The sequence below is a fragment of the Nocardia sp. JCM 34519.1 genome (genome assembly GCF_020361265.1).
In the GTDB taxonomy this organism is placed as follows: Bacteria; Actinomycetota; Actinomycetes; order Mycobacteriales; family Mycobacteriaceae; genus Nocardia; species Nocardia arthritidis_A.
Map to the genome: position 1 here is coordinate 213,350 of NZ_JAIRBR010000007.1, position 23,912 is coordinate 237,261.

22 protein-coding genes are annotated in these 23,912 nt (G+C 67.8%); 13 read left to right on the forward strand and 9 right to left on the reverse strand.

What is annotated here, in order from left to right:
• Positions 1-16: 16 nt before the first annotated feature.
• From LGY53_RS19800 to LGY53_RS19810, 3 genes are all read left to right on the forward strand, one after another.
• On the forward strand, positions 17-865 hold the full coding sequence (locus LGY53_RS19800) for an AfsR/SARP family transcriptional regulator (RefSeq protein ID WP_225728163.1): 849 nt from the start codon (positions 17-19) through the stop codon (positions 863-865).
• A 145-nt stretch (positions 866-1,010) separates the two neighbouring features.
• Complete coding sequence (locus LGY53_RS19805) at positions 1,011-1,952, forward strand: hypothetical protein (protein WP_225728164.1); 942 nt, start codon at positions 1,011-1,013, stop codon at positions 1,950-1,952.
• Between the two features lie 186 nt (positions 1,953-2,138).
• Positions 2,139-2,927, forward strand: coding sequence for a C40 family peptidase (locus tag LGY53_RS19810; protein WP_225728165.1), 789 nt, complete (start codon positions 2,139-2,141; stop codon positions 2,925-2,927).
• A 56-nt stretch (positions 2,928-2,983) separates the two neighbouring features.
• Here LGY53_RS19810 and LGY53_RS19815 read toward each other — a convergent pair whose 3' ends face one another.
• Both LGY53_RS19815 and LGY53_RS19820 read right to left on the reverse strand, forming a co-directional pair.
• Complete coding sequence (locus tag LGY53_RS19815; protein ID WP_225728166.1) at positions 2,984-3,406, reverse strand: tautomerase family protein; 423 nt, start codon at positions 3,404-3,406, stop codon at positions 2,984-2,986.
• Between the two features lie 51 nt (positions 3,407-3,457).
• A complete protein-coding gene (locus LGY53_RS19820; protein ID WP_225728167.1) occupies positions 3,458-4,159 on the reverse strand; it encodes an SDR family oxidoreductase in 702 nt (233 codons plus the stop codon).
• 160 nt (positions 4,160-4,319) lie between these two features.
• Here LGY53_RS19820 and LGY53_RS19825 point away from each other — a divergent pair, with 160 nt between their 5' ends.
• A complete protein-coding gene (locus LGY53_RS19825; RefSeq protein ID WP_225728168.1) occupies positions 4,320-4,907 on the forward strand; it encodes a TetR/AcrR family transcriptional regulator in 588 nt (195 codons plus the stop codon).
• A 42-nt stretch (positions 4,908-4,949) separates the two neighbouring features.
• Positions 4,950-5,618, forward strand: a complete 669-nt coding sequence (locus LGY53_RS19830) for a peptidylprolyl isomerase (protein WP_225728169.1) — start codon at positions 4,950-4,952, stop codon at positions 5,616-5,618.
• A 33-nt stretch (positions 5,619-5,651) separates the two neighbouring features.
• Here the strand turns inward: LGY53_RS19830 and LGY53_RS19835 are convergent, their stop codons facing one another.
• Positions 5,652-6,995, reverse strand: a complete 1,344-nt coding sequence (locus LGY53_RS19835) for a phosphatase PAP2 family protein (protein WP_225728170.1) — start codon at positions 6,993-6,995, stop codon at positions 5,652-5,654.
• 110 nt (positions 6,996-7,105) lie between these two features.
• On the opposite strand from LGY53_RS19835, the gene LGY53_RS19840 reads away from it, so the two are divergent.
• Together LGY53_RS19840 and LGY53_RS19845 are read left to right on the forward strand one after the other, a co-directional pair.
• Positions 7,106-8,266 carry a CaiB/BaiF CoA-transferase family protein gene (locus LGY53_RS19840; RefSeq protein ID WP_225728171.1) on the forward strand — a complete coding sequence of 387 codons (1,161 nt, stop codon included), beginning with the start codon at positions 7,106-7,108 and terminating at the stop codon, positions 8,264-8,266.
• 78 nt (positions 8,267-8,344) lie between these two features.
• A complete protein-coding gene (locus LGY53_RS19845) occupies positions 8,345-9,910 on the forward strand; it encodes an NAD(P)/FAD-dependent oxidoreductase (protein WP_225728172.1) in 1,566 nt (521 codons plus the stop codon).
• 1 nt (position 9,911) lies between these two features.
• On the opposite strand, the gene LGY53_RS19850 is transcribed toward LGY53_RS19845, so the two are convergent.
• Positions 9,912-10,415: a helix-turn-helix domain-containing protein gene (locus LGY53_RS19850; RefSeq protein ID WP_225728173.1), complete on the reverse strand. Its 504-nt coding sequence runs from the start codon at positions 10,413-10,415 to the stop codon at positions 9,912-9,914.
• Positions 10,412-12,661 carry a molybdopterin-dependent oxidoreductase gene (locus tag LGY53_RS19855; protein WP_225728174.1) on the reverse strand — a complete coding sequence of 750 codons (2,250 nt, stop codon included), beginning with the start codon at positions 12,659-12,661 and terminating at the stop codon, positions 10,412-10,414. The genes LGY53_RS19850 and LGY53_RS19855 overlap by 4 nt, the downstream gene beginning before the upstream one ends.
• A 218-nt stretch (positions 12,662-12,879) precedes the next feature.
• On the opposite strand from LGY53_RS19855, the gene LGY53_RS19860 reads away from it, so the two are divergent.
• Together LGY53_RS19860 and LGY53_RS19865 are read left to right on the forward strand one after the other, a co-directional pair.
• Complete coding sequence (locus tag LGY53_RS19860; protein ID WP_225728175.1) at positions 12,880-13,587, forward strand: hypothetical protein; 708 nt, start codon at positions 12,880-12,882, stop codon at positions 13,585-13,587.
• 77 nt (positions 13,588-13,664) lie between these two features.
• Complete coding sequence (locus LGY53_RS19865) at positions 13,665-14,441, forward strand: hypothetical protein (protein ID WP_225728176.1); 777 nt, start codon at positions 13,665-13,667, stop codon at positions 14,439-14,441.
• Between the two features lie 198 nt (positions 14,442-14,639).
• Here LGY53_RS19865 and LGY53_RS19870 read toward each other — a convergent pair whose 3' ends face one another.
• The gene (locus LGY53_RS19870; RefSeq protein WP_225728177.1) at positions 14,640-15,719 is read right to left on the reverse strand and encodes a tartrate dehydrogenase; all 1,080 of its coding nucleotides are present in this window, start codon (positions 15,717-15,719) and stop codon (positions 14,640-14,642) included.
• Between the two features lie 140 nt (positions 15,720-15,859).
• Here LGY53_RS19870 and LGY53_RS19875 point away from each other — a divergent pair, with 140 nt between their 5' ends.
• Entirely contained in the window at positions 15,860-16,771 is a 912-nt protein-coding gene (locus LGY53_RS19875; protein ID WP_225728178.1) for a LysR family transcriptional regulator, read from the forward strand.
• 21 nt (positions 16,772-16,792) lie between these two features.
• Here LGY53_RS19875 and LGY53_RS19880 read toward each other — a convergent pair whose 3' ends face one another.
• On the reverse strand, positions 16,793-17,617 hold the full coding sequence (locus LGY53_RS19880) for a SigB/SigF/SigG family RNA polymerase sigma factor (RefSeq protein WP_225728179.1): 825 nt from the start codon (positions 17,615-17,617) through the stop codon (positions 16,793-16,795).
• A gap of 399 nt (positions 17,618-18,016) precedes the next feature.
• Between LGY53_RS19880 and LGY53_RS19885 the strand changes: the two genes are divergently transcribed.
• Together LGY53_RS19885 and LGY53_RS19890 are read left to right on the forward strand one after the other, a co-directional pair.
• On the forward strand, positions 18,017-18,769 hold the full coding sequence (locus LGY53_RS19885) for a 2-phosphosulfolactate phosphatase (protein ID WP_225728180.1): 753 nt from the start codon (positions 18,017-18,019) through the stop codon (positions 18,767-18,769).
• A 71-nt stretch (positions 18,770-18,840) separates the two neighbouring features.
• Positions 18,841-19,962, forward strand: coding sequence for an AAA family ATPase (locus tag LGY53_RS19890; protein WP_225728181.1), 1,122 nt, complete (start codon positions 18,841-18,843; stop codon positions 19,960-19,962).
• Positions 19,963-20,009: 47 nt separating this feature from the next.
• Here LGY53_RS19890 and LGY53_RS19895 read toward each other — a convergent pair whose 3' ends face one another.
• Both LGY53_RS19895 and LGY53_RS19900 read right to left on the reverse strand, forming a co-directional pair.
• On the reverse strand, positions 20,010-21,050 hold the full coding sequence (locus tag LGY53_RS19895) for a hypothetical protein (RefSeq protein WP_225728182.1): 1,041 nt from the start codon (positions 21,048-21,050) through the stop codon (positions 20,010-20,012).
• Positions 21,051-21,091: 41 nt separating this feature from the next.
• The gene (locus LGY53_RS19900; protein WP_225728183.1) at positions 21,092-22,342 is read right to left on the reverse strand and encodes a sialidase family protein; all 1,251 of its coding nucleotides are present in this window, start codon (positions 22,340-22,342) and stop codon (positions 21,092-21,094) included.
• A gap of 241 nt (positions 22,343-22,583) precedes the next feature.
• Between LGY53_RS19900 and secY the strand changes: the two genes are divergently transcribed.
• Positions 22,584-23,903 (forward strand): preprotein translocase subunit SecY, encoded by a 1,320-nt coding sequence (secY, locus tag LGY53_RS19905; RefSeq protein ID WP_225728184.1) that lies wholly within the window; start codon positions 22,584-22,586, stop codon positions 23,901-23,903.
• The last annotated feature ends 9 nt before the right edge of the window (positions 23,904-23,912 follow it).

Below are 23,912 nucleotides of genomic sequence, written 5' to 3' on the forward strand. Positions count from 1 at the left end.
AATTTCGGTTCCACAAGTGAATATTCTCGGGCCGCTGCTGATCACCGGGTCCGGCAGTGCCGTGGACCGGCCGTTGGAGCGCGCGGTGCTGGTGCGGCTGGCGCTGGCGGACGGTGCGCCGGTGCCGGACCGGCGGCTGGCCGCCGACCTGTGGGGTGACGGTGAACTCAACCGTCCCATCGAGCGGCTGCGCGTGCTGGTGTCCCGCTTGCGCTCCGCGCTCGGACCGCATCGGGGTGCGGTGCAGCGGACGCAGGCCGGGTACCGCACCACCCTTCCGGTGGGCGATCTGCGTGCGGCGGAGACGGCGGCCGAGCGGATGTACGCGGCGCGGCGAGCCGGGCAGCCCGCCGTGGTCCGGGCCGCCGCCGATACGGCGCTGCGGCTCTGGCGCGGGCCGGCGCTGGCCGATCTGCTGTGGGCGCCGTTCGCGGCGGCGGAGGCGGACCGGTTGGCGCGGTGGCGGCTGGAGTTGGCGGTCGCCGGGCTGGAGGCCGCGCTGTGCCTCGGGTCCGGATCCGAATTGCTCAGGGAGTTCGGGATTTTGGCCGGTGAGTATCCGTTGCATGAGCCGCTGGCCCGGTTGCACGCCGCGGCGCTCTACCGGGCGGGCAGCCAGCTCGACGCGCTCGACCGGTTGCGCGCGCTGCGGCGCGGACTCACCGAACAGTTCGGGGTCGAGCCTGCGCCGGAGACCGGCGAACTGGAGCTGCGCATCCTGCGGCACGATCCGGCACTGCGCCCACCGGACGAAAAGTCTTCTTGCGCAGTGGTTCCCATCATCAGGCTGGGCCGGGGGCATCCCGAGCGGGCGTCGGTGCGGCAGCGGGGATTCCGTCCTCCTGTCGGCACCGCCGTCCGGTAGCACTGGATCGCTCGCGCGCGACGCCCGCGTACATCGAGACTTCCGCGTCCAGCCGTCGAGTCGTGGATCGGGCGCGGCCGCCATCGATGCGGGGTGGCCGCATCGTCCCGCCATGGGGGAGGATCGAAGGAACCTCGGGAGGGCGATGGAACTCGACTATGCGGCAACGGCATTGGGCGCGGCGGGTCTCGGCGGCGGGTCGGCGGCCGAGCTGACCGATATCGGCCGGTTGGGCCGGTACTGGGCGCGCACCGTGTGGGCGGCGCCGGACGGTCGGCTGCGGGACGCGTTCTGCCGCACCGTCTCCGGATTCGCGGCGGACCGGCGTGCGGACGTGGCGGGCTATCTGGCCGGTGACATTCGATTCGACGATATCGTCCGCATATTCATCGAATGTCTGCCGGAATACGCGGGTGCGCTCGATCCGGTGCGCTGCCGTGCCGAACTCCAGCCGGGCGCCCGCGCGGTGACCGCGACCGTCGACGCCACGTTGTCCGGCTGCGCGCTGCCCCGAGAACCGTTGCGCATCTTGGGTTATGGCGCCGACTCCAGCGAATTCGAATACGATATCGCCCGCGTGCACGGTGCGTCCGGCCACCGGATCCACCGCTTCGATCCGTATGCGTCGCCGCGCGCGGACATCATCGATCTCGATGCGGCCCAGCTGAATCGACTGTCCGACGACCTGGATCTGGTGACGGCGCGCTGGGTGCTGCATCACGTCGAACCCGCGCAGCGCTGGGCGCCGCTCATCGCATGCCTGTCCGGTCTGGCCGACGGTGGGCATTTCGTGCTGGTCGAGCAGGGGGATTTCGCCGACCGGGATGATCCGCGCCGCCCGCGGCGGCTGTACCGGCTGTTGACCGCGGCGATCGACGCGATCGCCAATTACGGCATGCGCCCGTCCTGGTTCACCGACAACGGACCCGATTTCGGTGCCGCCTTTCATGTGGATTATCTGGATGCCACTGATTTGCGGACAATCGAATCCGGATTCTCCGGCCACCGGGTGCGCCGCACGGTATATCCGATACGCGACGGCGAGCGCTGCGGAGAGACCGTGATCGTTTATCACCTCGGACATTGATATCGGCATTTGCCAGTTTGTTACCTGTTCGATGCGTGTCGCGCTTCGCATTCGGGTTCCGGTGGTGAAATATGGACGCCCGGATCCGCTGGGCAGACCGTGATTGTTCTCGAATCAACTGGTGGCCGAGGTGCGGTACCGTTCGACGCACCGCGGTCGCCGATATGGATATCGGAGGACGGCATCATGGAATTCTTCACCGGTGTGCGTCCGGGACGTCGGCGCCGATATATGCGCCGTGCGGTCCCGCTGGCGATCGCCGTCGGCGCACTGGTCATCGGGGCCGAATTCGCGTCACCTCGGCACGCCGACGACATCCCGGTCGCGGGGACCTCGATTTCGGCGGGTGGTGCGCCCGCGGAGCCGGATATCTCCGCTCCGCCACCGGGCGGGCCGCCACCGCTGCCGCCGTGGCTGCAGCTGCCATTCGGAATCGAGTTGCCGCACTTCGACTTTCCACCGCCCGCGGCGATGCCGTTGCCGCCGCCCGGGCCGCCACCGGGTTTTCCGACGCTGCCGCCCGGTCCGCCGCCCGGGCTGCCACCTGGGTTGCCGCCCGGGCCGCCCGTCGGGTTGCCGGTCCCGCCGCCGGAACTTCTGCCGCCGGGTCCGCCGCCGGCGCCGGTGGTCAAATCGGCTCGGGAGATCGCCTTCGAGGTCGCTCACGAGAAGATCGGTTCGGATTACGTCTACGGCGCGACGGGTCCCGATGCCTTCGATTGCTCGGGCCTGGTGCAGTGGGCGTATCGGCAAGCGGGAGTTGATATTCCGCGCACCAGCTACGAACAGCGCTACGCGGGCGACGGCGTGCCGGTGGACGAGATATTGCCGGGCGACATGGTGTCCTACTACGGCGGCAGCCATTCGGCGATCTACGCCGGTAACGGGCGGGTGATCCATGCCTCGACCGAGGGTGTCGGCGTGATCGAGTCGCCGCTGTTCTCGATGCCGATCGCGGGTGTGCGCCGGTTCTGAAACCGGATAGCCGAGACGGCCGGATGCCCCCTGGCGGTCGCCAGGGGGCATCGGGATCAGTACGGGATCGGTTTGTTCGCCTCGGCCCAGGCCCGCTCGGCCTCGGTGCCCGCGCCGGGCGGCCACAGCCCGGCGATCTTCCACAGGTCCCTCGGCGACTCGTTAGTGTGGAATTCCCAGTGCAATCCGCGATCTCGGGTGTAGGGCACCATGATCGAATCGAGTCGGTCGGTGGAACGCCTGCGCATGTCCGGGTCGTCCAGGTGGCGGGCCAGGTGCTCGACGACGATGCGCACGGTGTCGCCCGCCTGCTCACCGCCGACGAAGAAGCCGGACTCCGGGATCTCCTGGAACAGCACGACGACGTAGAACGCCGGCAGGCCGAAACTCGTGTACAGGTCCGTGATGTCGCGCGCGAAAGCTTGTTTGTCGCTGTCGGAGTAGACATTCGCGGGGTGGTAGATATGCCAAAGTGGCATCGGTTCGCCTTCTCTCTTGTCAGGACTGCCGGGAGTGAAAAGTGCGGTGGCTCAGCGCCGGACGGGCAGCGCCAGATCGGCGACCGGGCCGGACAGCGCCGCCTTGACCCGCCGGGTGAGTTCGTCGACGAGCACCTCCTGCGCGCCGGCCTCGACGCCGTCGAATACCGTGGCGGCGACCTGGGCCGGATCGATCTTCGCCACCGCGAGCGCCTTGACCATGTCGGTGTCGGCGAAGCCGAGGTGCACCCCGACCACCTGAGTTCGCTGCTGCGCCAATTCGATGCGCAGCGAATTGGTGAGCGACCAGAACGCCGCCTTCGAGGCGCCGTATGCCGCCGCGCCCGCACTCCACGACAGCACCGAATGGATATCCACCAGCGCGCCACCGCCATTGGCCGCCAATATCGGCGCGAAGGCCTGGGCGACGCGCAGCGGGCCGAAGACGTTCGTCTCGAAAGTGGCCACCACGTCGGCCATTTCGGCCTCCAGCAACGGTGACGGGCGCAGCACGCCCGCATTGTTGACGACGACGGCGACGTCCGTGGCCTGGGCCGCGACGGCCGCGACGGAATCCGGGTCGGTCACCTCGAGCGCCAGCGGTACGACGCGCGGGTCGTCGCTCGGTTCCGGTGCGCGCGCGGTGGCATAGACCTTGGTCGCGCCGCGGCGCAGCAGTTCCGCGACGAATGCCCGTCCGAGACCGCGTTGCCCGCCGGTCACCAGCGCGATCGTGCCATCGATGGTGGTCATGACTGCCCAATCATTCGTAGGGGTGGGGCTGCCGCCCTCGGTCGTAGGGGTGGGTCTGCCGCCCCTGAGCGATTTAGATTATGCTCATCATCTAAAGAATTGCGCAAGACTGAACCCGATCGCACGCACCCCGGCGCGCGATCCGACGGAAGGAGTCCACATGGCGCGAGCTTCGAAGGCCGAGGCGCAATCGCATCGCAGAGAGGTCGTCGACGCGGCCGCGGCGCAGGTGCGGGCCCGCGGTGCGAACGGGGTGACGGTGCCGGAGGTGATGGCCGCCGCCGGACTCACCCACGGCGGTTTCTACCGGCACTTCCGCTCCAAGGACGACCTGATCGCGCAGGCGTGCACCGCCGCGTACGTCGAGAAGATCGGGGAGATGGAGCGGATCATGGCGGCCGCCCCCGACGCGGCGGCGGCGCGCCGGACCTTCATCGAGCGATATTTGTCCGTCGAACACCGCGACACCGCGGCCCGCGGCTGCGGAATCGCCGCGCTCGCCGGTGATGTGGCGCGCGCCGAATCCGACAGCGCGCTGCGCCGGGCCTACCGCGACGGCATCCGGAATATGATCGGCAAACTCGGCGAATTCGGCGATCGCCCCGCCGACGCCGCCGAACTGGAACACGAGGTGCTGGTGGAGGTTTCGGTGCTGGCCGGCGCGCTGATGCTGGCGCGGGCCAGCGCAGGCGATCCGGTCTCCGAGCGAATCCTGGCCGCCGCCAAGGATTTTCTGCTCGGCGAGTGATTCGCTGAACAAGTTCCGATGGCGTCGGCTAATTTGCAGACCATGAAGTCGCGCTCGGGCGCCGCGATCGGCGCCGCCGTTGCCCTCCTATCCGGTCTCGTCGCGGGCGCGGGTTCCGCGTCGGCGACGCCCTCCGCACCCGTCGTGTGGTGCGATTTCGCGCCTACCCCGGACAATCCGGCGGCGCGCCCGGTGCTCGCGCCGCCGCCGCTCGCACCGACCATCGGCACCATCGACATCACCTTCCGGTTCGACGGCGGACCCGTCACGGTGCGATTGAACCGCGCCGGCGCGGCGCCCTGCGCCGTGCAGAATATGACCAGCCTTGTGCTGCAACACTTCTACGATCGGAGCCGGTGCTGGCGGCTGACCGACAGCACCCGGCTCGGCGTGCTGCAGTGCGGCGATATCTACGAGGTGGAGAAGGGCGGGCCCGGCTACAAGTTCCCGGACGAGGTGGACGGCACCGAAACCTATGAGCGCGGCACCGTCGCGATGGGCAATCAGGGTCCGGGCACCAACGGCAGCGAATTCTTCATCGTGCACTCGTTCGCGCATATCCCGGCGAACTATTCGGTACTCGGCACGGTCGTCAGCGGGATGGACGTCCTGGACCGCATGGTGGCGGCGGGCATCGTCCCGACCGAACGCGGTCCGCGCGACGGGGTGCCCGCGCAGCCGGTCACCATCACCACCGCAACCGTGGGATAGATATCAGGCGGCCGCGCTGGGCAATCGCGGTCTCTATCGCGTTGCGGCGGCCGCTGTTTCGCGCTCGGGCGTGTTCGCGAACCAGGTGCGGTAGAACAGCGCCACCAGTGCGGCCAGCGCGCCGAGGATCGCCGCACCGGACGGAACCGGATGTGCCGCAATCGTTTCGGCGAGGAAGCGGATGCACAGCAGCAGGCAGCCGAACAGCGCCGCGCCCGCGGTGACGATCCGCATCCGCGCCCGGTCCCAGCCGCGATCCGGATCGCGCAGCGCGGATTCGACGGTCAGGCACAGCGTCGCGCCGACGACGAGGTCGATGCCGTAGTGCGCGCCGAGCCCGAGCGTCGCGATCAGCGTGCACACCAGCCAGAACGCGCCGCCCCAGCGCAACCACAGCGGACCGCGCCGGGAATGGATGAACAGCGAAAGCGCCCACGCCGTATGCAGCGACGGCATGCAGTTGCGCGGCGTTATCGCGTCGAACAGCAGCGGTCCGAGCGAATCCGGCTGCGCCGGAACCACATCCGGCCAGGCGTCGGCGATCTCGAAACCGTTGCCGAGCGTCCCGTACGCGAGAATCGGCCCCACCACCGGGAAGACGACGTAGAAGATCGGCCCGATCAGGCCCAGGGTGAGGAAGGTGCGCACCAGGTAGTGCCGCGGCCAGCGCGCCTTGGTGACATTGCGCAGCTGCCAGGCCGCGACGACGATCGCCGCCATCGGCAGCTCGAAGTAGACCCAGCGCACCACGCCCGTCGCCACCGGTCCCGCCGCGTCCAGCGCCTGTCCGACCAACCACGACGGGTTGCCGAGCGCGCGGTCGGTGAGTTGCACATAGGGGTCGAGCACCTGTGGGCAGGCCCACGCCGTGATATCGAGCCAGATCTCGCTCACCTTCGTCGCGAAGATCAGCAGCGCGCCGAAGGCGATGGTGCGCAGCGCGGTTCGCCGCCGCGGCCCATCCCACCGGAATACGGCGATCAGCACGAGCGCGGTGAGCGCGATGGTCGGGCCGTTGCCGACGGTGAACGGCCTGCCCTCGAACGTCCGGACGAGCACGAAGATCAGATCGATGGCCACCGCGGCGGCGAGCGCGCCGATCCGGGCCCTGGTGGTGACCCCGACCAGCGCGAGCAGGAATCCGGCCCACGGTGTCGTCGCCGATTTGGGCACCCCGGCGTAATCGCGCAACAGGCTGGTCAGCGGGCCGAGCGCGTGGATGTGCGCGGCCATCAGCTCGCCGCCGACCAGCGCGATCAGCGCGGCGGCCAGCCCGCCCCAGACGACGACCGGCCGGAACCGATCACTTCGCGAACCGTCGACATCCGCACCATCGGCCGCTGAAGTCGATCTCCCCGGCATCCCGTCCACAAGCATCGGTACATCGTAAATACGGTATGAACAGCACGTGTATACGCGGTAAGTGGGGGCAGGGCGAATCGACCCCGCAGCGGCCGGTTCGCCCTGGTTCCGGCAAGGTGAACGACGTGGCAGATGAACAGAGTTCCGGCGCGCTGTCCGGCATCGTCGTCGCCGATTTCGGCCGGGTACTCGCGGCGCCCTACGCGACCATGCTGCTGGCCGATCTCGGCGCGGAGGTGATCAAGGTCGAGCGACCGGGAACCGGGGACGACACCCGCGCGTGGGGTCCGCCGTTCGCCGACGGCACGGCCACCTATTACCTCTCGGTGAACCGGAACAAGAAATCGGTCACCCTGGATCTGCGCGACCCGGCCGATCTGCGTTATGCGCGGGAGCTGGTGCGACGCGCCGATGTGCTGTTCGAGAACTTCCGGCCCGGCACGATGGCGAAGTACGGGCTGGACTATCCGCGGGCCAGGGAACTGAACCCGCGTCTGGTCTACTGCTCGGTTTCGGCGTTCGGTCCGGGCGCTGGCGCGGACCGTGCGGGATACGACCTGCTGGTGCAGGCGGTGGGCGGGTTGATGAGCGTCACCGGGCCGGAACCGGGCGTGCCGACGAAAACCGGTGTGGCGCTTGTGGATGTGCTCGCCGGGCTGCACGCGACCGTCGGTGTGCTCGCCGCGCTGCGCGAACGGGACCGCACCGGCGCCGGTCAGCTGGTGGAGGTGAACCTGCTGTCGAGTCTGTTGTCCGGCATGGTGAATCAGAGCGCCGGATACGCGCTGGCCGGGGTGGTGCCTGGCATCCTCGGCAACCGGCATCCGTCGATCGCGCCGTACCAGGTGTTCGATACCGCCGACCGGCCGCTCGCGCTCGCCGTCGGCAACGACGGCCAGTTCGCCGCCCTGTGCCGCGCACTCGGCGTAGCGGAGTTGGCGACCGATGATCGGTTCGCGGACAACACTTCCCGGGTGCGCTACGCCGACGAACTCGCCGACCGGCTCGGTGCCATCCTGGTCACCGAGCCCGCCGCGCACTGGGATGCGCTGCTGACCCCGCTCGGCGTGCCGTGCGGGCCCGTCAATGATCTGGCGGGCGCCTTCGAACTCGCCGACCGCCTCGGTCTCGGACCGCGCGCGAAGGTGGAGTCCGATCCGGCGTTTTCGGTGGTCGCCGATCCGATCACGTTGTCGCGCAACCCTGTTCGCTATCGCAGCCGCCCACCGGCGCTGGGCGCCGACGCCGCCGATGTGCGGGCCTGGCTGGACGGGCCCGTGCGGTAGCGTCACTACCGCACGGCCGAATTCCGTTGCGCGATCTGGATATAGACGCTCGCCCGCCATCATGGTCAACTAAACGATATGCGGGTATTCGATTACGTCATCGTTGGCGGTGGGCACAATGCGCTGGTCGCGGCGGCCTACCTGAGTCGAGCCGGATACGAGGTCGTGGTCGTCGAACGCAACGACCGGGTCGGCGGATACGTGCACAGCGCGGAACTCGCGCCCGGAGTGGTGTACGACCCGTTCGCCTCGGCGGTGCCGCTGTTCGTCGGCGGCCCGGTGTGGCCGGACCTCGGCGCCGAGTTGGCGAAGCAGGGTCTGGTGATCCTGCACACCGAACATCCCACGGGGATCTCGCTGGAGGACGGTACGACCGCGATCCTCCCGCAGGATTCCGCCGCGCTCACCGAGGAGGCCGAGCGGTTGCATCCGGGCGACGGGGCGGCCGTGGCCGCGATCATGTCGGCGCTCGGTCCGGCGACCGGCGACGTGCTCGGGTTGCTGTGTCAGGATCTGACCTCCGCGCAGGCCCGCGCCACCATTGCGCGGCTGGTACGCGACGGCGAGGGCTGGTCCGGGGTGGCCGCGCTCGCCCTCGACACGGCCCGTTCCGCCGTCGCCGAATTCGGATCCCCGGCCATGCGAAGCCTTTTCGGTTCATGGCCGACGCACGGGGGCAAAGGCCCGGACGATGCGGGCGGCGCGCTGTGGACCACGCTCTTCCCCGCCGGATTCGCCGTATCGGGTATGCCGATTCCGCAGGGCGGCGTCGGCAAGCTCGCCGACGCGCTCGGCGGGCTCGTCACGGCCGAGGGCGGAATCTTGCACACCGGCGCGACCGTCACCCGGATCCGGGTCGAGGGCGGACGCGCGGTCGGCGCCGAATTGTCCGACGGCACCGGGTATCGGGCCCGGCTCGGCGTGATCGCCTCGGTGAATCCGGACCAGTTGTACGAGGGTTTGCTCGCGGAAACCGAAGTGCCCGAACATATCCGGGCGCAGGCACGGCGATACCGCTACGGCAGCGGCATCTTTCAGCTGCATCTGGCCGTCGCGGGACCGCTGCCATGGCCGGACAAACGGTTCGAGCGGATCGGCCAACCCTTCCTCACCGATTCGCTCGACGGATTATCCCTGCACGTCGCGCAGGCGCGGGCGGGTCTGCTGCCCGCATGGCCGACGATGACCATCGACTGCCCGACCGCACACGACCCGACCAGGGCGCCCGCCGGCACCTCCGTGGTCCGCCTCCAGGTCACCGATGTGCCGCCGCGGCCGCGCGGTGACGCCGCGGGCCGGATCGATACCGACGGCACCTGGAATGCCGACGTGACAAACCGTTTCGCCGATCGGGTGCTCGAGGTCGCCGAACGGCACCTGCCCGGGCTGACCGCCTCGGTGCTCGCCAGGGCGACCGTCACCCCGGCCACCCTCGCCGCGTACAACCCCAACAGCGGCCACGGCGATCCGTACAGCGGCGCACAGGATCTCGCGCAGAGTTTCGCGCTGCGCCCGATAGCGGCCGCGCCCGGTCACCGCACGTTCATACCGAATCTCCATGTCGTCGGCGCGGGAACCTGGCCGGGCGCGGGCATATCCGGTAGCTCCGGGTACATCGTCGCCAAAGAGATTCTGGCGCGGTGAATCACTGATCTCCGTCAGCGAAACGTCCCATGGCCGTAGTCTTTTCGCGGAGACGGTCCGGGAAGCCCGGACCCAGCCGTGCCGACATCTCGCCGTGGCGCAGCGGTTCGCGGCAGTGGGCGCACACCACCTCGGCATGGGTGTCGTGGTCACAGGCGTTGTGGTGCAGGGTGATCGGCGCGCCCGCCGGGGCCAGCCAGCGGTCGCCCCACCGCATCATGGCGGTGATGACGGGGAAGAAGTCGCGGCCCTTGTCGGTGAGCCGGTATTCGTAGCGCACCGGACGCTGCTGATACGGCACTCGTTCGAGCATCTGCTCGTCGACCAGGCGCGCCAGACGCTGGGCGAGGATATTCCTGCTCAGCCCGAGTACCTTCTCGAAATCATCGAAACGTGTTGTACCGTAGAATGATTCGCGCAGAATCAGCGGCGTCCACCAGTCGCCGAGCAGGTCGACGGTGCGGGCCACCGAACACGGCCAGTTCGCGAACGTCGTGCGTTTCATGCGTCGATGGTCTCCAGCCTGGCGGGCACGTACTTGTGCCACGGGGTGCCGACCCATTCGTCGCGGGAGTCCGCCGCGGTCAGCTCGTTCGGCGCGACACCGGTGGTCACGGCGCTGCCGTCGGCGGCGACGACGGTGAGCCCCAAGCCGTTCGGCAGGGACAGATGTCCGGCGCGCATCCGGTCGGTGGGCTCGACGCGGACCTCCGTGCTGCCGCGGCCGGTGGTCAGCCGCACCCGGTCGCCGGCGGACAGGCCGAGCCGTCGCGCGTCGGCGGCACTGATGCGCAACGCGCCGCCGTCGTCGCGCTTGCGCCACTCGGGATCCCGGATGATGGTGTTCGCGGTGAACGCCCGGCGCTCACCGGCGGCGAGCACGAACGGCCATTCGCCGGAATCGTCCGGCGGCTCGGGCAGATTCGCGACGACATCGAGCAGCTCCGGAATATTCAGCTGAATCCTGTTGTCGCGCAACCTGTTCCACGTCTCGTCGTAGTCGTCCTCGGTGATCACCACGCCGTGCGAGCCGGTGAGTATCGCCTCGAACAGACGCTCACCGGCGGCGAGACCCGTACCGTAGCCCGCGCGTTCGACGCTGTGCGGGAATTTGCGCACGCAGTTGTACGCGGCGAGCCATAGCAGTGCCGCCGCCGCGGCATCGTCGGGCAATGTCGGCCCGAGCGTCCGATACAGCAGCACCGGAGCGTATTTCGCCTTGTTCCGGTCGGCCATGATGCCGAGGAACGCCATGGCGAACGCCTCCCGCCCCTGTTCGAGCGCGGCGCGCAGGGGAGCGTAATCGTCCTCGGAGAGCGCACCCGCCGCCTCGACCAGTCGGGCATGGATCTCCGGCTCCGGCAGTACGCCCTCGGGTGCGGGCAGCACGGGATGGCGCAGATGGAAGATGTTGCGCGGGAAGTCGAAATTGAAGAAGGTGGCCTCGTACTTCTCGAATTGCGTCGGCGCGGGCAACACGTAGTGGGCCAGCCGCGCGGTCTCCGTCATCGCCACGTCGACGACGACCAGCAGCTCCAGTTCCGCGAGCGCCGCCCGCATCCGTGCCGAATCGGCAAGGGAATGCGCGGGATTGGCGCTCTCGACGAACATCGCGCGATACCGGTCCGGATGATCGGTGAGTATCTCCTCGCTGATCACATTGCACGGCACCAGTCCGCTGACGATCGGCGCGCCCACCACCGGGCTCTTCGGACCGGCGCCCACCGGATGGCCGCGGTCGAAACCGATATTCGACAGCCCAGTGAACGCGTATTGGGTGCCGGGCTTGGCCAGATTGCCGGTGAGCAGCCACACCAGTTTCTCGACATAGCTCACCACCGTCGAGTACCGGTTCATCTGCACGCCGAGATCCTCCAGCGCGGCGACGGAGGCGGCGCGGCCGATCCGGTGTGTCGCCGCGGTAACCAGGTCCAGCTCGACATCGGCTATGGCGCAGTACTTTTCGATCGGCACCGCACGCAGCACCGCCAATACCTCGGCGACGCCGTCGGCGTGTTCGGCCAGCCATTGCGCGTCGATCAGGTTGTCGCGCACCAGGATCGCCGCCATCGCGGTGAGCAGGTACACATCGGTGCCCGGCCGCAGCTGCAGATGGTAGTCGGCCAGTTCGGCGGTTTCGGTGCGCACCGGATCCAGCACCACCATCGACCGTGCCGGGTCGCGGGCGATCTCCTTCAACACCGTGCGGGCGCGCGGAAAGCCGTGCGACTGATAGGGGTTCTTGCCGACGAACAGCGCGACCTCGGCATGTTCGACATCGGCGCGCACCGGATGCCCGGCCATCCGCGCACCGACCCAGAAATCGCCGGTCTTCTCCTGGGCCAGCGCGCTGGAGCGGTAGCGGATCCCGAAGGCGGCCATGGTGGCGGTGGCGTACGCGCCGCCGAGGTGATTGCCCTGCCCGCCGCCGCCGTAGTAGAACACCGATGCGCCGCCGTGCCGCTCGCCGATCTCGAGCAGTCGCGCCGTCACCTCGGAAATCGCTGTGTCCCAGTCGATTTCCTCGAAGGTGCCGTCCGTGCGGCGGCGCAGCGGCGCGGTGATCCTGCCGGTGCGGCCGTTCTGATAGTGATCGAGCCGCAGCGCCTTGTTGCAGGTGTAGCCGGCCGAGGCCGGATGCAGCTTGTCGCCGCGGATCTTCTCGAAGGATCTGCCGTCGGGGCCGAGCAGGACCTGGATACCGCAATTGCACTCGCAGAGGATGCAGGCCGTCGGCTGCCATTCCGTCATGGATGAAGGGTAGCCGGGTCAGTTCACTAGCGCTACCCACTTCGTGGAATCGGTTGAGCCGCGAGGTGCGAGCGGGTTTACCGGCGCGCCGCCCGGGTATCGCCCGGTCGGCGGTTCACGGGGGATTCGGTCCTGATCGTGGCGCTCGTCATGCCGCAGAGATTTGTGCAAACTTGGAGCAATCATTGTGCTGCTCGCTTCGACGATGGGACGGTCAGATGTTCGAAGGTGTCGGACAGAAGTCGGCGATCGCGCTGTTGGACCGCGCCGCCCGATGGCAGGCGCCGATGGCGGCGCGATACGTGGATCGGCTGCGCCGGATGTACCCTGCCGACACCGCGGACCGGCTGGCGCGTCGGCTGGAACGCCGCTACCTGTGGACCGTGACGGCCAGCGGCGTCGCGGTCGGCGTCATCGCGGCGGTGCCCGGTGTCGGCACGTTGGCCGGGCTGGTGGCGACGGGTATCGAGGCCGCGTTCTTCCTCGATGTGTCGGCGCTGTTCACGATCGCGACGGCCGCCGCGTACGGCGTCGCGCCGGATAAGCGGCACCGGCGCGAACTGGTGCTCGGCGTCGTGCTCGGCGAGGGCGGTATGGGACTGGCCGAGAAGAATGCGGCGGGTTCGGCGCGCAACTGGTCCGGGTGGCTGGCCGACCGCATTCCGGGTCTGCGCCGGATGGACGATTCGTTCGCCAAGCGCTACCTCGTGCAGTTCCTGGCCAAACGCGGTGTGCTGATCTTCGGCCGGGTGCTGCCCGCCGGACTCGGCGCGATCATCGGCGGCGTCGGCAACCGGGCGCTCGGCCGCGTCGTGATCGCCAACGCCCGGAGCGCCGTCGAGCGGGCGGCGCTGGGAGATTCGGCGGATCCCGCGCTGGAATCGGTATCGCGACAGCATGATTCGGCTGCTTCGGACTCGGTATGACCCCACAGGTCTTGTGCGCGTAGGTTGTTCCCCGAAATGGGGCGTATCCGGCGAACGGCGGGGCGATCATGGTCGGTATGCCGAACTCGATACGCATCCGTCCCGCCGAATTATTCGCCACCGGCCTGCTCGCCGCGTCGAGGCGTGGGGTGCGGGTGCGGATGGAGTCGGTGCGGCGCCCCGAGTTCACCGACCAGCGGCTGCGCGAATTGCATGCGATGGCAAACCGATTGGCGGCCGAGGAATTCGATCACTTCGCGGTCCATGCGCGGACCAACGAGGTGGTGCATGTTTTCCGGCGGGCGGATACGGGGGAGATCGTCGGCTTCCAGTTCTGGGGGTCGATGCCTGCGTCCCGGCCCGGCGGCCGCATCATCACCGGCGGCAAATTGCGGATGGATCCGGCGTTCCGGAACCGGGGACTGCATCTGGTCTCGGGGCTGATCTTCCTGCTGCAACACCGGATTCGGCATCCGCGCACCCGCTACTATCGGGCCTCGTTGGCGAGCCTGTTCGGGTTCGTCTCGCTCACCGGGGCGATCGCCGAGTACGAACTGTTCGATCCGGCACGCACGACCGGCGACGCGGGCGCCATCCGCGATGCGGTGCTCGCCTGGGCCGAACGCAACCACTACGAGTTCCGGCCCGAGACGGGTCTGTTCTTCGTCGACATCTTCACGACACCGGAAACGCTGGCCCAGTACCCGGACTCCTTCTTCGAAAAACCCGCCGCACGGGCTTATATCGCCAAGAACCCCGACTTCCGCACCAACGGTTGCTATCTCGCGTTCTGGTTTCGCATCACCCCGAAAAATGTTGCCGCGCTGAGTAAAGCGATCGCTCGCAAGCTGTGACCGCCGCACGGTCATGCGGTCGGAAAACCCTATGGCGCAGCGGTTTCGGGTACCGTAGTTCGGTTCTCGGCCGACGGATGGCGAATCAACCTGTGGCACAAGTGGTTACCGTGCGGGATCGCGCACGAGCCGCCCGCCTCCGTCGAACTGCGGCCGCCGGTCGCCGAGCTCGGTCTCGTCCGTGGAGCTCATCTCGGCTCACCGGATTTCGAGTGCCGCCCGGATCGCCTTGCCGAGCGATTCGGTGGTGCCGGTGCCGCCCATATCGGGGGTGAGCGCGCTACCGCCTCGAGCGAGCACGGATTCGATCGCGGCGAGTACGGCGGCGGCCGCGGTGTGCTCGCCGAGATGATCGAGCATCATCGACGCGCTCCAGATCTGGCCGATCGGATTGGCGATGCCGCGGCCCGCGATATCGGGGGCCGAACCGTGCACCGGTTCGAACAGGCTGGGAAAGCGGCGTTCCGGGTTGATATTTCCGCTCGGCGCGATACCGATCGTGCCCGTGCACGCGGGCCCGAGATCGGAGAGGATATCGCCGAAGAGATTGCTGGCCACCACCACGTCGAACCAGTCCGGATGCAGGACGAAATTCGCGGTCAGGATATCGATGTGGTATTTGTCCACCGTGATATCCGGATAGGCCGCGGACATTTCGGTCACCCGCTCGTCCCAGTAGGGCATGGTGATGGAAATCCCATTGCTCTTCGTCGCCGAGGTCAGATGTTTGCGCGGGCGGCGGGCGGCCAATTCGAAGGCATACTTCAGGATGCGGTCGACCCCGGTTCTGGTCATCACCGTTTCCTGTAGGACGGTTTCGCGTTCGGTGCCTTCGAAGATGCGCCCGCCGATGCTGGAGTATTCGCCCTCCGTATTCTCCCGCACCACATAGAAATCGATATCGCCGGGCGCGCGCCCGGCCAGCGGGCTTGCGACGCCGGGCAGCAGTCGCACCGGGCGCAGGTTCGCGTACTGGTCGAAATGCCGCCGGAACTGCAGCAGGCTGCCCCACAGCGAGATGTGGTCCGGCACAACCTCGGGCCAGCCGACGGCGCCGAAGAAGATCGCGTCGAACCGCTTCAATTCATCGAACCAGCCGTCCGGCAGCATTTTTCCGTGCGCGGTGTAGTAGTCGGCGCAGGCATAGTCGAAATATTCGATATCGACGGTGAAATCGTAGGCCGCCGCCGCGGCCCGCAATATCCGGATTCCCTCCGGGACAACCTCTTTCCCGATACCGTCGCCGGGAATGACGGCGATTCGGTGCTTCGTCCCCATCGCTGCGGACCTCCTTGCTGACGAGCCGCGTGCTTTGTTGTCGGCTGGCCCACAACGGTAGGCTCCGATCGCCGGCGGGCGATAGTACCGAGAGCGCAAGAGACTCTTTCCCGAGCGGAAACAATCGACAGGAGGATCGCGTGCGCGGTGGTTTGAGCGACGACGTACTGTTTTTCGATATCGTCGCCCGCTCGCGCAGCCTGACCGAGGCCGCGCGCGAATTCGGCGTCTCGGTGTCGGCGGTGAGCAAGCGGCTCGCGCAGATCGAATCCCGGCTCGGCGTCCCGCTGATCCAGCGCACCACCCGCAGGCTGTCGCTGACGCCCGAGGGCGAACGTTATGCCGCGGGCGCGGCGCGGATCGCGGCCGAACTGGAACAGCTGGAGGATTCGGTGGCCGAGCAGCACGGCGAGCTGCGCGGCCGGTTGCACGTGCGGTCGACCATCGGGATCGGGCGGGCCCATATCGCCGATCTGGTGGCCGAATTCGTCGGTGCCCACCCGCAGTTGCAGATCGACCTGGAGTTGTCGTCGGCGCCGCTCAATATCGCTGGCACCGGATTCGATATCGATATCCATGTCGGCGCGCTGCCCGATTCCCGGCTCACCGCCACCCGGCTCTGCCGCAACCGCCGGATCGTCTGTGCCGCACCGGAATATCTGCGCGAGCACGGCGCTCCCGCGACGACGGCGGAGCTGGACCGGCACAACTGCATCGTGCTGCGCGAGAACGAAAGCGACTATGCCCTTTGGCGTTTCGTCGAAACCGGCGGAAAGGTAAGCGCGGTCCGGGTGACCGGCAATCTGGTGAGCAACGACGGGGACGTGATCGTCGGCTGGTGTCGGGAGGGCCGCGGGCTGATCATGCGCTCGCTGTGGCATGTCGGGCCGCTGCTACGGGCGGGCGCACTGGTGCAAGTGCTGCCCGAGATCGATACGCCCAGCGCCGATATCTACGCCACCTACGCCGCCGGGCCCGCCGTCCCGCGCCGCACGCGCGCCTTGCTCGACCACCTCGGGCGCGGCCTCGCGGCCCGAATCGACCAGTCCTGAACCGGATTTCGCGGCCCGAGTTCAGGCGGGTTGGATCTCCAGCGCTCGCTCGCGCAGTTCGCGCAGGGTGCGGCTGAGGATGCGGGAGATATGCATCTGCGAAAGGCCGAGCCGCTCGGCGATCTGCGTCTGTGTCTGCGATTCGCCGAAGCGCAGTTCCAGCACCCTGCGTTCGCGTTCGGGCAGTTCGGCGATGAGCGGGGCGACGGCTATCGCGTCCTCCACCAGCTCGTAGTTGGGGTCGACGGTGGCCAGCGGGTCCTGGTGGAACGCGGCCGCCGCGTCGTCGCCGCCGTCGGTTCCGGCGTCGATGGAGTCGCAGGTGTAGCCGTTGGCGGCGATCAGCGCCTGGGTGATCTCCTCGTGATCGGTGCCGAGCTCGGCGGCGAGGTCGGTCGCCGTGGGCTGGCGGCCCAGCCGCTGCGCCAATTCCGGTGTGACGGAAGCGATCCGCTGCTGCAACTCCTTGAGTCGGCGCGGCACCCGCACCGCCCAGCCGCTGTCGCGGAAGTATCTGCGGACCTCGCCCATCACGGTCGGTACCGCGAACGAGAGGAAGCTGTTGCCGCGCGTCAGGTCGAACCGGTCGACGGCGAGTAACAATCCGACCCGCGCGACCTGCACGAGGTCCTCATACGCCTCACCCCGGCCGGCGAAACGGCGGGCGATGTGATCCGCCAGCGGCAGGCACAGCTCGATGATGTGCTCGCGCAACGCATTACGGTGCGGATCCTGCGCGTCGAGCGCCGCGAGCTTGTCGAACCACGGCTCGATATCGTCGTATGAATCCCGGCCCCGCCGTGCTGGCGAAAAGTCAGTGGCATCAGCGACGAATTCGGTGGCCACCGTGACACCTCCTCTGGAATTTTGCTGAAGTATTTTTCGGATACCCGGCGCACCGGCCCGACAAAGATGAGTGTGATAACGATCACAGTTGAGTTTAGTGCCGGTCATCGACTGGATATGGGTTTATATATCCGCTGGTCAAGCACGTTTTTCTGAATATGTGAGACCGTAGGTATCATTATCTCGAACCAATCACGGCACCGGATCTTGATTTCTCGCGGACCTGGATTCGCTATCGATCCGGAATCGGATCGGCATGCGGCGGCGTCGAAGCCGGGAGCGCCGCGGTGGCCGAAGTGCTTACGCGCCTGCGGATCCGGGGCTCGCGGGCGGGTATCGTCCCATCGTTCGAACAGTGAACCCGCCGTCCAGGATCGGCGCGGACCATCAGGGGGACGAATGAACTCCGGCGTTTTCGGCCAGGACGGCTATGCGGTCCGATTGGAGTGGGGCGGTGAGGGGGTCGACGCGCTCGCGCCGGAATGCGGTGCGGTGATCATCGTCGACGTGCTCTCGTTCTCCACATCGGTGGATATCGCCGTCGGGCGCGGCGCCCGGGTGCTGCCGCTACCGCACCGGCACAGCGATCCGCGCGCGCAACGCGCGGCACAGGCGGCGGACGCGGTGCTCGCGGCGGCGAAAGGCGAACCGGGCTGGTCGCTGAGCCCGGCATCGCTGCTGGACCTGCCCACGGACACGCTGCTGGCGCTGCCGTCGCCGAACGGCGCGACGCTGTCCGCCCGTGCGGCCGGATTCGCCACCGCGGTATTCGCCGGATCGCTGCGCAATGCCGATGCGGTGGCCAAGGCCGCGGCCGATGCGGCGGGCGGGCGCCCCATCGGCGTGATTCCGGCGGGCGAGCGCTGGGGCATCACCGAGGGTCCGCTGCGCCCCGGCATCGAGGACTACCTCGGCGCCGGAGCAATCGCCGCCGCGCTGCTGGACCGATGCGACCATCTGTCGCCCGAAATACGTTTGGCCGCTTATGCTTTCCGCTCCGCCACCGCCGAACTCGATACCTTGCTCGCGGATTCGATATCGGGGCGGGAACTGGCCGAGATCGATATGGTCGCCGATGTGCGCCTCGCCGCCGAGCTGAACTCGAGCACCGTGGTGCCGAGGCTCGTCGATGGGATCTACTCCGGGTGGTAATCCGGCAGAGTGTCCGCTGCGGCCGGAAATTCGGTTGAGTTGATCGGCAGTCGGCCCGAGGATGGGTCTCGATGGGCGATGCGAAGGGGTATGGGGTGCTGCCGGTTTCTGTGCTGTGGGTGACGGGTGCGCCGGGTGTCGGCAAGTCGACGGTCGCGTGGGGGCTGTACGAGCGGGCGGCGGGGCGGCCGGTCGCCTACGTCGATATCGACCAGTTGGGTCTGCTGCTGCCCGCGCCGCCCGGCGATCCCCGGTATCACCGGTTGGCGAGCGGTAATCTCGTTCCGGTGCTCGAGACCTTCCGGCGGTACGGCGCGCGGCAGGTCATCGTGTCCGGTGTGGTCGACCCGGAACGGGGAATCGACGAATACCTGCCCAGTACAACCGATTTCGACTTTCAACTGATACGTCTCCGCTGTGATCGCGCCGAATTGCGTCGCCGGTTCCTCGGGCGTGGTTCACCGGAGAAGCAGCTCGACGAACTGATGGGTATCGCGGATACGTTGGATCGCAATGCGATCGGCTCGGTCTTCGATACGACCGGGTTGTCGCCGAAAGGGGTGGTAGATGCGCTTGCCGATCGGATAAGCCCTGCCGCGCAGGCGAGTACCGTTCCCTTACCCATGGCGCCCGCGTCCGGCGCGGGGATGCCGGTGCTGCTGCTCGCCGGTCCGACGGCGGTGGGGAAGTCGACCATCGGCTGGGAAGTGCTGCGGGCACTGTCGGCGCGTGGCATCCGCACCGGGTACGTCGACGTCGATCAGTTCGGCTTCCATCCGTCGGAACATCTTCCGGATATCAAGGCCGAGAACATGATTCATGCCTGGAACGGCTATCGTGGCGCGGACGCGCAAGCGCTGATCGTCGTCGCGAGGGGCGCGCCGGACATATACCTCCGTGCGCTGGCAGGCGAACTTGTCACCGCCGTGTACCTGGAGGCGTCACCGGGTGAACTCGCGCGCCGCATCGCCCGCCGCGGCAACGGTGAGGGTCCTCGGCTCGCGGGCGATTCGCTGGTAGGTATGGCTGCGGCACAACAGGATCGGCTGCTCGCCCGGGCGACGGCCGAGTCGGCCGCGCTGCGCCGCGACCGCGATGGGGCGCTGGTCATCGATACCGACCAGGAGACGCCCGCCGCGGTCGCCGCCAAGCTGGTCGATCTGTTGCTGCCCGAGACGCACCAGCCGCGATAGTCACCGAAAGCATTGAGCATGCCCGAGCCCTCGGCATGCCGGAGGGGTCAGTCCGCCCCGGCGAGGATGCCGGCGCGGGCCACCATTGCGTCGGCCACGTCGCGCGGGCGACGGCCGAGGCCGCAGGGGCTCGCGACACCGTCCACCGGGCGGCCGAGGCGCTCCTCGATCATGTGCAGGGTGTGGAGTTGCTCGGCCTCGGTGGGGGCATCGTGTACGAACCCCGCGTAGAAGGCGGTGCCCTGCGGTAGCGCGAGACGCGAAAGTGGTTCGTAGAATTCGGGTTTGGTGGAGGGCGGGATGGCGCCCGCGGCGAACGGGCCGTGTACGTACTCCAGCTTTCGTCCTGACGGCCATTGTCGCGCAATGGAATTGGCAAGGTCTACGAGCGGTGCCGCGGAGCGCAATCCGGTGGCGGCCTTGTTGTTCAAGCTGCCGAGGCACATATGCACGCCGAACCGGGTGCCCGCGGGCGCGGCGGCGGCCATCGCGGCGATCCCGGCGGCCAGACCGAACCGGGCGTCGACCTGTCGGTGCAGGGGCTGGGAGAGCGCCATCAGCACCAGTTCGGCGGTGGCCTCCAGCTGGAAAACGACGTTGTCGCCGGTCGATTCGCGGATCGTCGGGATATGGCGGAGGCTGGCGTCGGCGAAGGCTCTGCGATGCGACCGCACCCCGGCGGCGCCGACCGCGACGAAGGTCAGGCTGAGGTCGGTCGGCATGCCGACCTGCATTGTGAGCCCGGGCAATTCGTACTCCCGCCGCAGCGCGGTGAATGCGGGCAGCGCCTGCTCGGCCTCGCGCAGGTAGCCGAGATCCATCATGTCGCCGGTGAGTGTCTTGCCAGGCGGAACCCGGTGAATGGTCCTGCGCCAGCTCGGACTCCAGCGACCGACCTGTTTCACCTCGAGCGCGCCCTGCCGGACCAGATCGTCGATGATCGGCAGCACATACAGTTCGTACCTGTCGGTTTCGCCATTGGGTAGGGTGCGCATCCGCGCGCCCGCGCCGTCGAGCATCGCCCGCATCGCCTCGTCCGGGCTGTCCGCCGGATAGCTGCCGACGAAGTGCACCGCTCGCGTGCTCATAGTGGGCATTGTAGGGCGGCGATCAATTGTGCCCGGCCCGTTCAGCTCTGCCGAGTGAATCGCACCTCGACATTGGCTCCGTTATCGATCGACCGGTTGTAGGCGAGGTTGGCCCGGCCCGCGTTATCGATGGCGACCGATTGGAAATCGCCGAGTTCCCGGTTGGCCTGGCAGCTCGTACCGCCCGTACAGATCGGACCGGTCTTCACCGCTGTCGGGTCGGCCGTCTGCAGCGGGCCGAAGCTCGCCGCGAAATCGTCGCTTTCCAGGTAGGACTCGTACCAGGGCACGCCGGGAGCGGTGCCGTCGGCCGTGCCGTCGGTGTTGTTCCAGTACAGCGAGATCGCGACCTTGTCGCCCTTCGCGGCAACCCATGGATAGACCGAAGTACCGTTTCCTACAACGGTTTTCGGCTCGGACCAGGTTTGCCCCCAGTCGGCGGATACGGCCGTCTGCACCGCGCTGCGCCCGGCCGCCACCCGCAGCCACACGGCGATGAGGCGGCCGTCGCCGGAATCGGCGACGGTGGGGAAGACCAGGGTGTTATCCGAATTACCGGACGCCGCTATGGTTTTCACCGACCACGTGATGCCGCCGTCGGTGGAGCGACTGAAGCCGACTCCGCCGTTCGCCGCGTTGAAGATGACGCCGACCTTATCGGTGAGCGGGCCGCCGCCATCGCTCGCGATAACGCTGCCCGCCGAACAGGTGACGCATCCGCTCTGGTCGATGGCGGTGGCGGCGACTGTGGTCAGCGGGTAGGTGAGGCCGCCGTCGATCGACTTCGACACCGCGATACCGCTCGGGATCTGGTGGTAGGCAAGGTAGGTCGACGTCCCGGTGCTCGCCAGCCACGGCCGGTCCTGGATCGGCAGGCCGGCGATCGGCAGCGCGATCCAGCTGTCGGCCCGGTCGCCCGACCGGCCCGCCGTCGAGCTGCCCGCCCACAGATCGGCCATGGCCAGGCTGCCGTTGGGGGCGATCGCCAGCGCCGCGTCGCCGCCGCCGGGCCAGAACCCGCGCATACCCGGCGGGGTGGCGACCCAGCTCGCGCCCGCATCCGGCGACCGAAAGACGGTGCTGGGGCTGGAAATACCGTTCGAAAGCACACCCTCCGGTCCGGCTATGTACACGGTCCCGTCCGGCGCTATCTCGATCGACGGCTCGAAAGCCTTGTACCCCACCACAACCGGATCCTGGAATGGGCCCGCCGCCACGGCCTCCACCGAACTGCCCGTAGTGAACAATACCGACGCCAGGAACACCAGCATCCCGTTCCGGACCAGACCCATAGTCAGCTCACTCCATTCGTCGCCGAGTTCGTTTGTGGCACAGGGCTGGTGGTTATTCGTATCCGCGCGCCCGCCGGACGGGTGCCGTTTCCACGTGTCATCGCCCGAGTGCGCCGGACAAGGCTTCCCGCGATCGGGGGAGTCCGAAGTCCGACTCGTGGGCGACGTCGGCGGGGGCGGATTCCCGTAGCGTCGGAGGTCCGCGCCGCGGTCCCAGAATCTTTGTCTATCAGGAGGTTTCGTGCTATCCGCCCTTGTTCCGGCCTTCCGTACTCCGGATCTGCGGCGGCGGATACTGTGGACGCTCGGACTGGTCGCGCTGTTCCGGCTCGGGGCGACGCTCCCGTCGCCGGGGGTGGACTATCGGTCGGTCCGCGACTGTATCGATGTCGTGTCCGGCGGCGAGTCGGCGGGTATTTATCAGCTCATCGATGTGTTCTCCGGTGGTGCGATGCTGCAGCTCACGGTGTTCGCGGTGGGCATCGTGCCGTATATCACCGCGAGTATCGTCACCCAGTTGCTGACGGTGGTGATTCCGCGGTTCGCGGATCTGCGCGCGGAAGGTCAAGCGGGACAGGCGAAGATCACCCAGTACACCCGCTATCTGGCGGTGGCGCTGGCGGCATTGCAGGCCTCGACGCTGGTGGCGTTGGCCGCGCGCAAACAGCTGCTGCGCGGCTGCCCGAAGGATGTGCTCGCCGACAGCGGCATCTTCGCGATGTTCGTGATCGTGCTGGTGATGACCGCGGGTGCGGCCCTTGCCATGTGGTTCGGCGAGCAGATCACCGAACGCGGTATCGGCAACGGTATGTCGCTGCTGATCTTCGCCGGGATCGCCGCGCGAATCCCCAGCCAGGGCAGGTCGATTCTGAACAGCGGCGGTGTGTTGATCTTCGTCGGCGTCTGTATCGCGGTGCTGCTGATGATCATCGCCGTGATCTTCGTCGAGCAGGGTCAACGCCGGATTCCGGTGCAGTACGCCAAGCGCGTGGTCGGCCGGAAGATGTACGGCGGATCCTCGACCTATCTGCCGCTGAAGGTCAACCAGGCCGGTGTCATTCCGGTCATTTTCGGATCGTCGCTGCTGTATCTGCCGAACCTGCTGATGCAGTTGACCCAGCGCGGGCCGGGCGAGCAGACCGGATGGCAGCGGGTGGTGCAGCGGTATCTGGTCGATCCCGGAAATCCGGTCCATGTCGCGGTCTATATCGCGCTGATCGTGTTCTTCACCTACTTCTATGTCTCGGTGACGGTCGATCCGGCCGAACGGGCGGATGAGATGCGGAAGTTCGGCGGCTTCGTACCCGGCTACCGTCCCGGAAAGGCGACCGCCGACCACCTGAGTCGGGTGCTCGCGCGGATCACGCTGCCGGGGTCGGTCTACCTCGGTGTCGTCGCCGTGCTGCCGAATCTGCTGACGCGCTTCGGCACGGCCGGTCCGGCGCAGAATCTCGCATTCGGCGGCACCTCGGTGCTGATCGTGGTGAGCGTCGGCCTCGACACGATCAAACAGCTGGAAAGCCAGCTGATGACCAAGAACTACACCGGATTCCTGCGCTGATTCCCTCCA

Coding starts and splice junctions, on each gene's coding strand:
- LGY53_RS19805 (WP_225728164.1), top strand. CDS start 1,011: ATGGAACTCGACTATGCGGCAACGGCATTGGGCGCGGCGGGTCTCGGC.
- LGY53_RS19810 (WP_225728165.1), top strand. CDS start 2,139: ATGGAATTCTTCACCGGTGTGCGTCCGGGACGTCGGCGCCGATATATG.
- LGY53_RS19815 (WP_225728166.1), bottom strand. CDS start 3,406: ATGCCACTTTGGCATATCTACCACCCCGCGAATGTCTACTCCGACAGC.
- LGY53_RS19820 (WP_225728167.1), bottom strand. CDS start 4,159: ATGACCACCATCGATGGCACGATCGCGCTGGTGACCGGCGGGCAACGC.
- LGY53_RS19825 (WP_225728168.1), top strand. CDS start 4,320: ATGGCGCGAGCTTCGAAGGCCGAGGCGCAATCGCATCGCAGAGAGGTC.
- LGY53_RS19830 (WP_225728169.1), top strand. CDS start 4,950: ATGAAGTCGCGCTCGGGCGCCGCGATCGGCGCCGCCGTTGCCCTCCTA.
- LGY53_RS19835 (WP_225728170.1), bottom strand. CDS start 6,995: ATGCTTGTGGACGGGATGCCGGGGAGATCGACTTCAGCGGCCGATGGT.
- LGY53_RS19845 (WP_225728172.1), top strand. CDS start 8,345: ATGCGGGTATTCGATTACGTCATCGTTGGCGGTGGGCACAATGCGCTG.
- LGY53_RS19850 (WP_225728173.1), bottom strand. CDS start 10,415: ATGAAACGCACGACGTTCGCGAACTGGCCGTGTTCGGTGGCCCGCACC.
- LGY53_RS19855 (WP_225728174.1), bottom strand. CDS start 12,661: ATGACGGAATGGCAGCCGACGGCCTGCATCCTCTGCGAGTGCAATTGC.
- LGY53_RS19860 (WP_225728175.1), top strand. CDS start 12,880: ATGTTCGAAGGTGTCGGACAGAAGTCGGCGATCGCGCTGTTGGACCGC.
- LGY53_RS19865 (WP_225728176.1), top strand. CDS start 13,665: ATGCCGAACTCGATACGCATCCGTCCCGCCGAATTATTCGCCACCGGC.
- LGY53_RS19870 (WP_225728177.1), bottom strand. CDS start 15,719: ATGGGGACGAAGCACCGAATCGCCGTCATTCCCGGCGACGGTATCGGG.
- LGY53_RS19885 (WP_225728180.1), top strand. CDS start 18,017: ATGAACTCCGGCGTTTTCGGCCAGGACGGCTATGCGGTCCGATTGGAG.
- LGY53_RS19890 (WP_225728181.1), top strand. CDS start 18,841: ATGGGCGATGCGAAGGGGTATGGGGTGCTGCCGGTTTCTGTGCTGTGG.
- LGY53_RS19895 (WP_225728182.1), bottom strand. CDS start 21,050: ATGAGCACGCGAGCGGTGCACTTCGTCGGCAGCTATCCGGCGGACAGC.
- LGY53_RS19900 (WP_225728183.1), bottom strand. CDS start 22,342: ATGGGTCTGGTCCGGAACGGGATGCTGGTGTTCCTGGCGTCGGTATTG.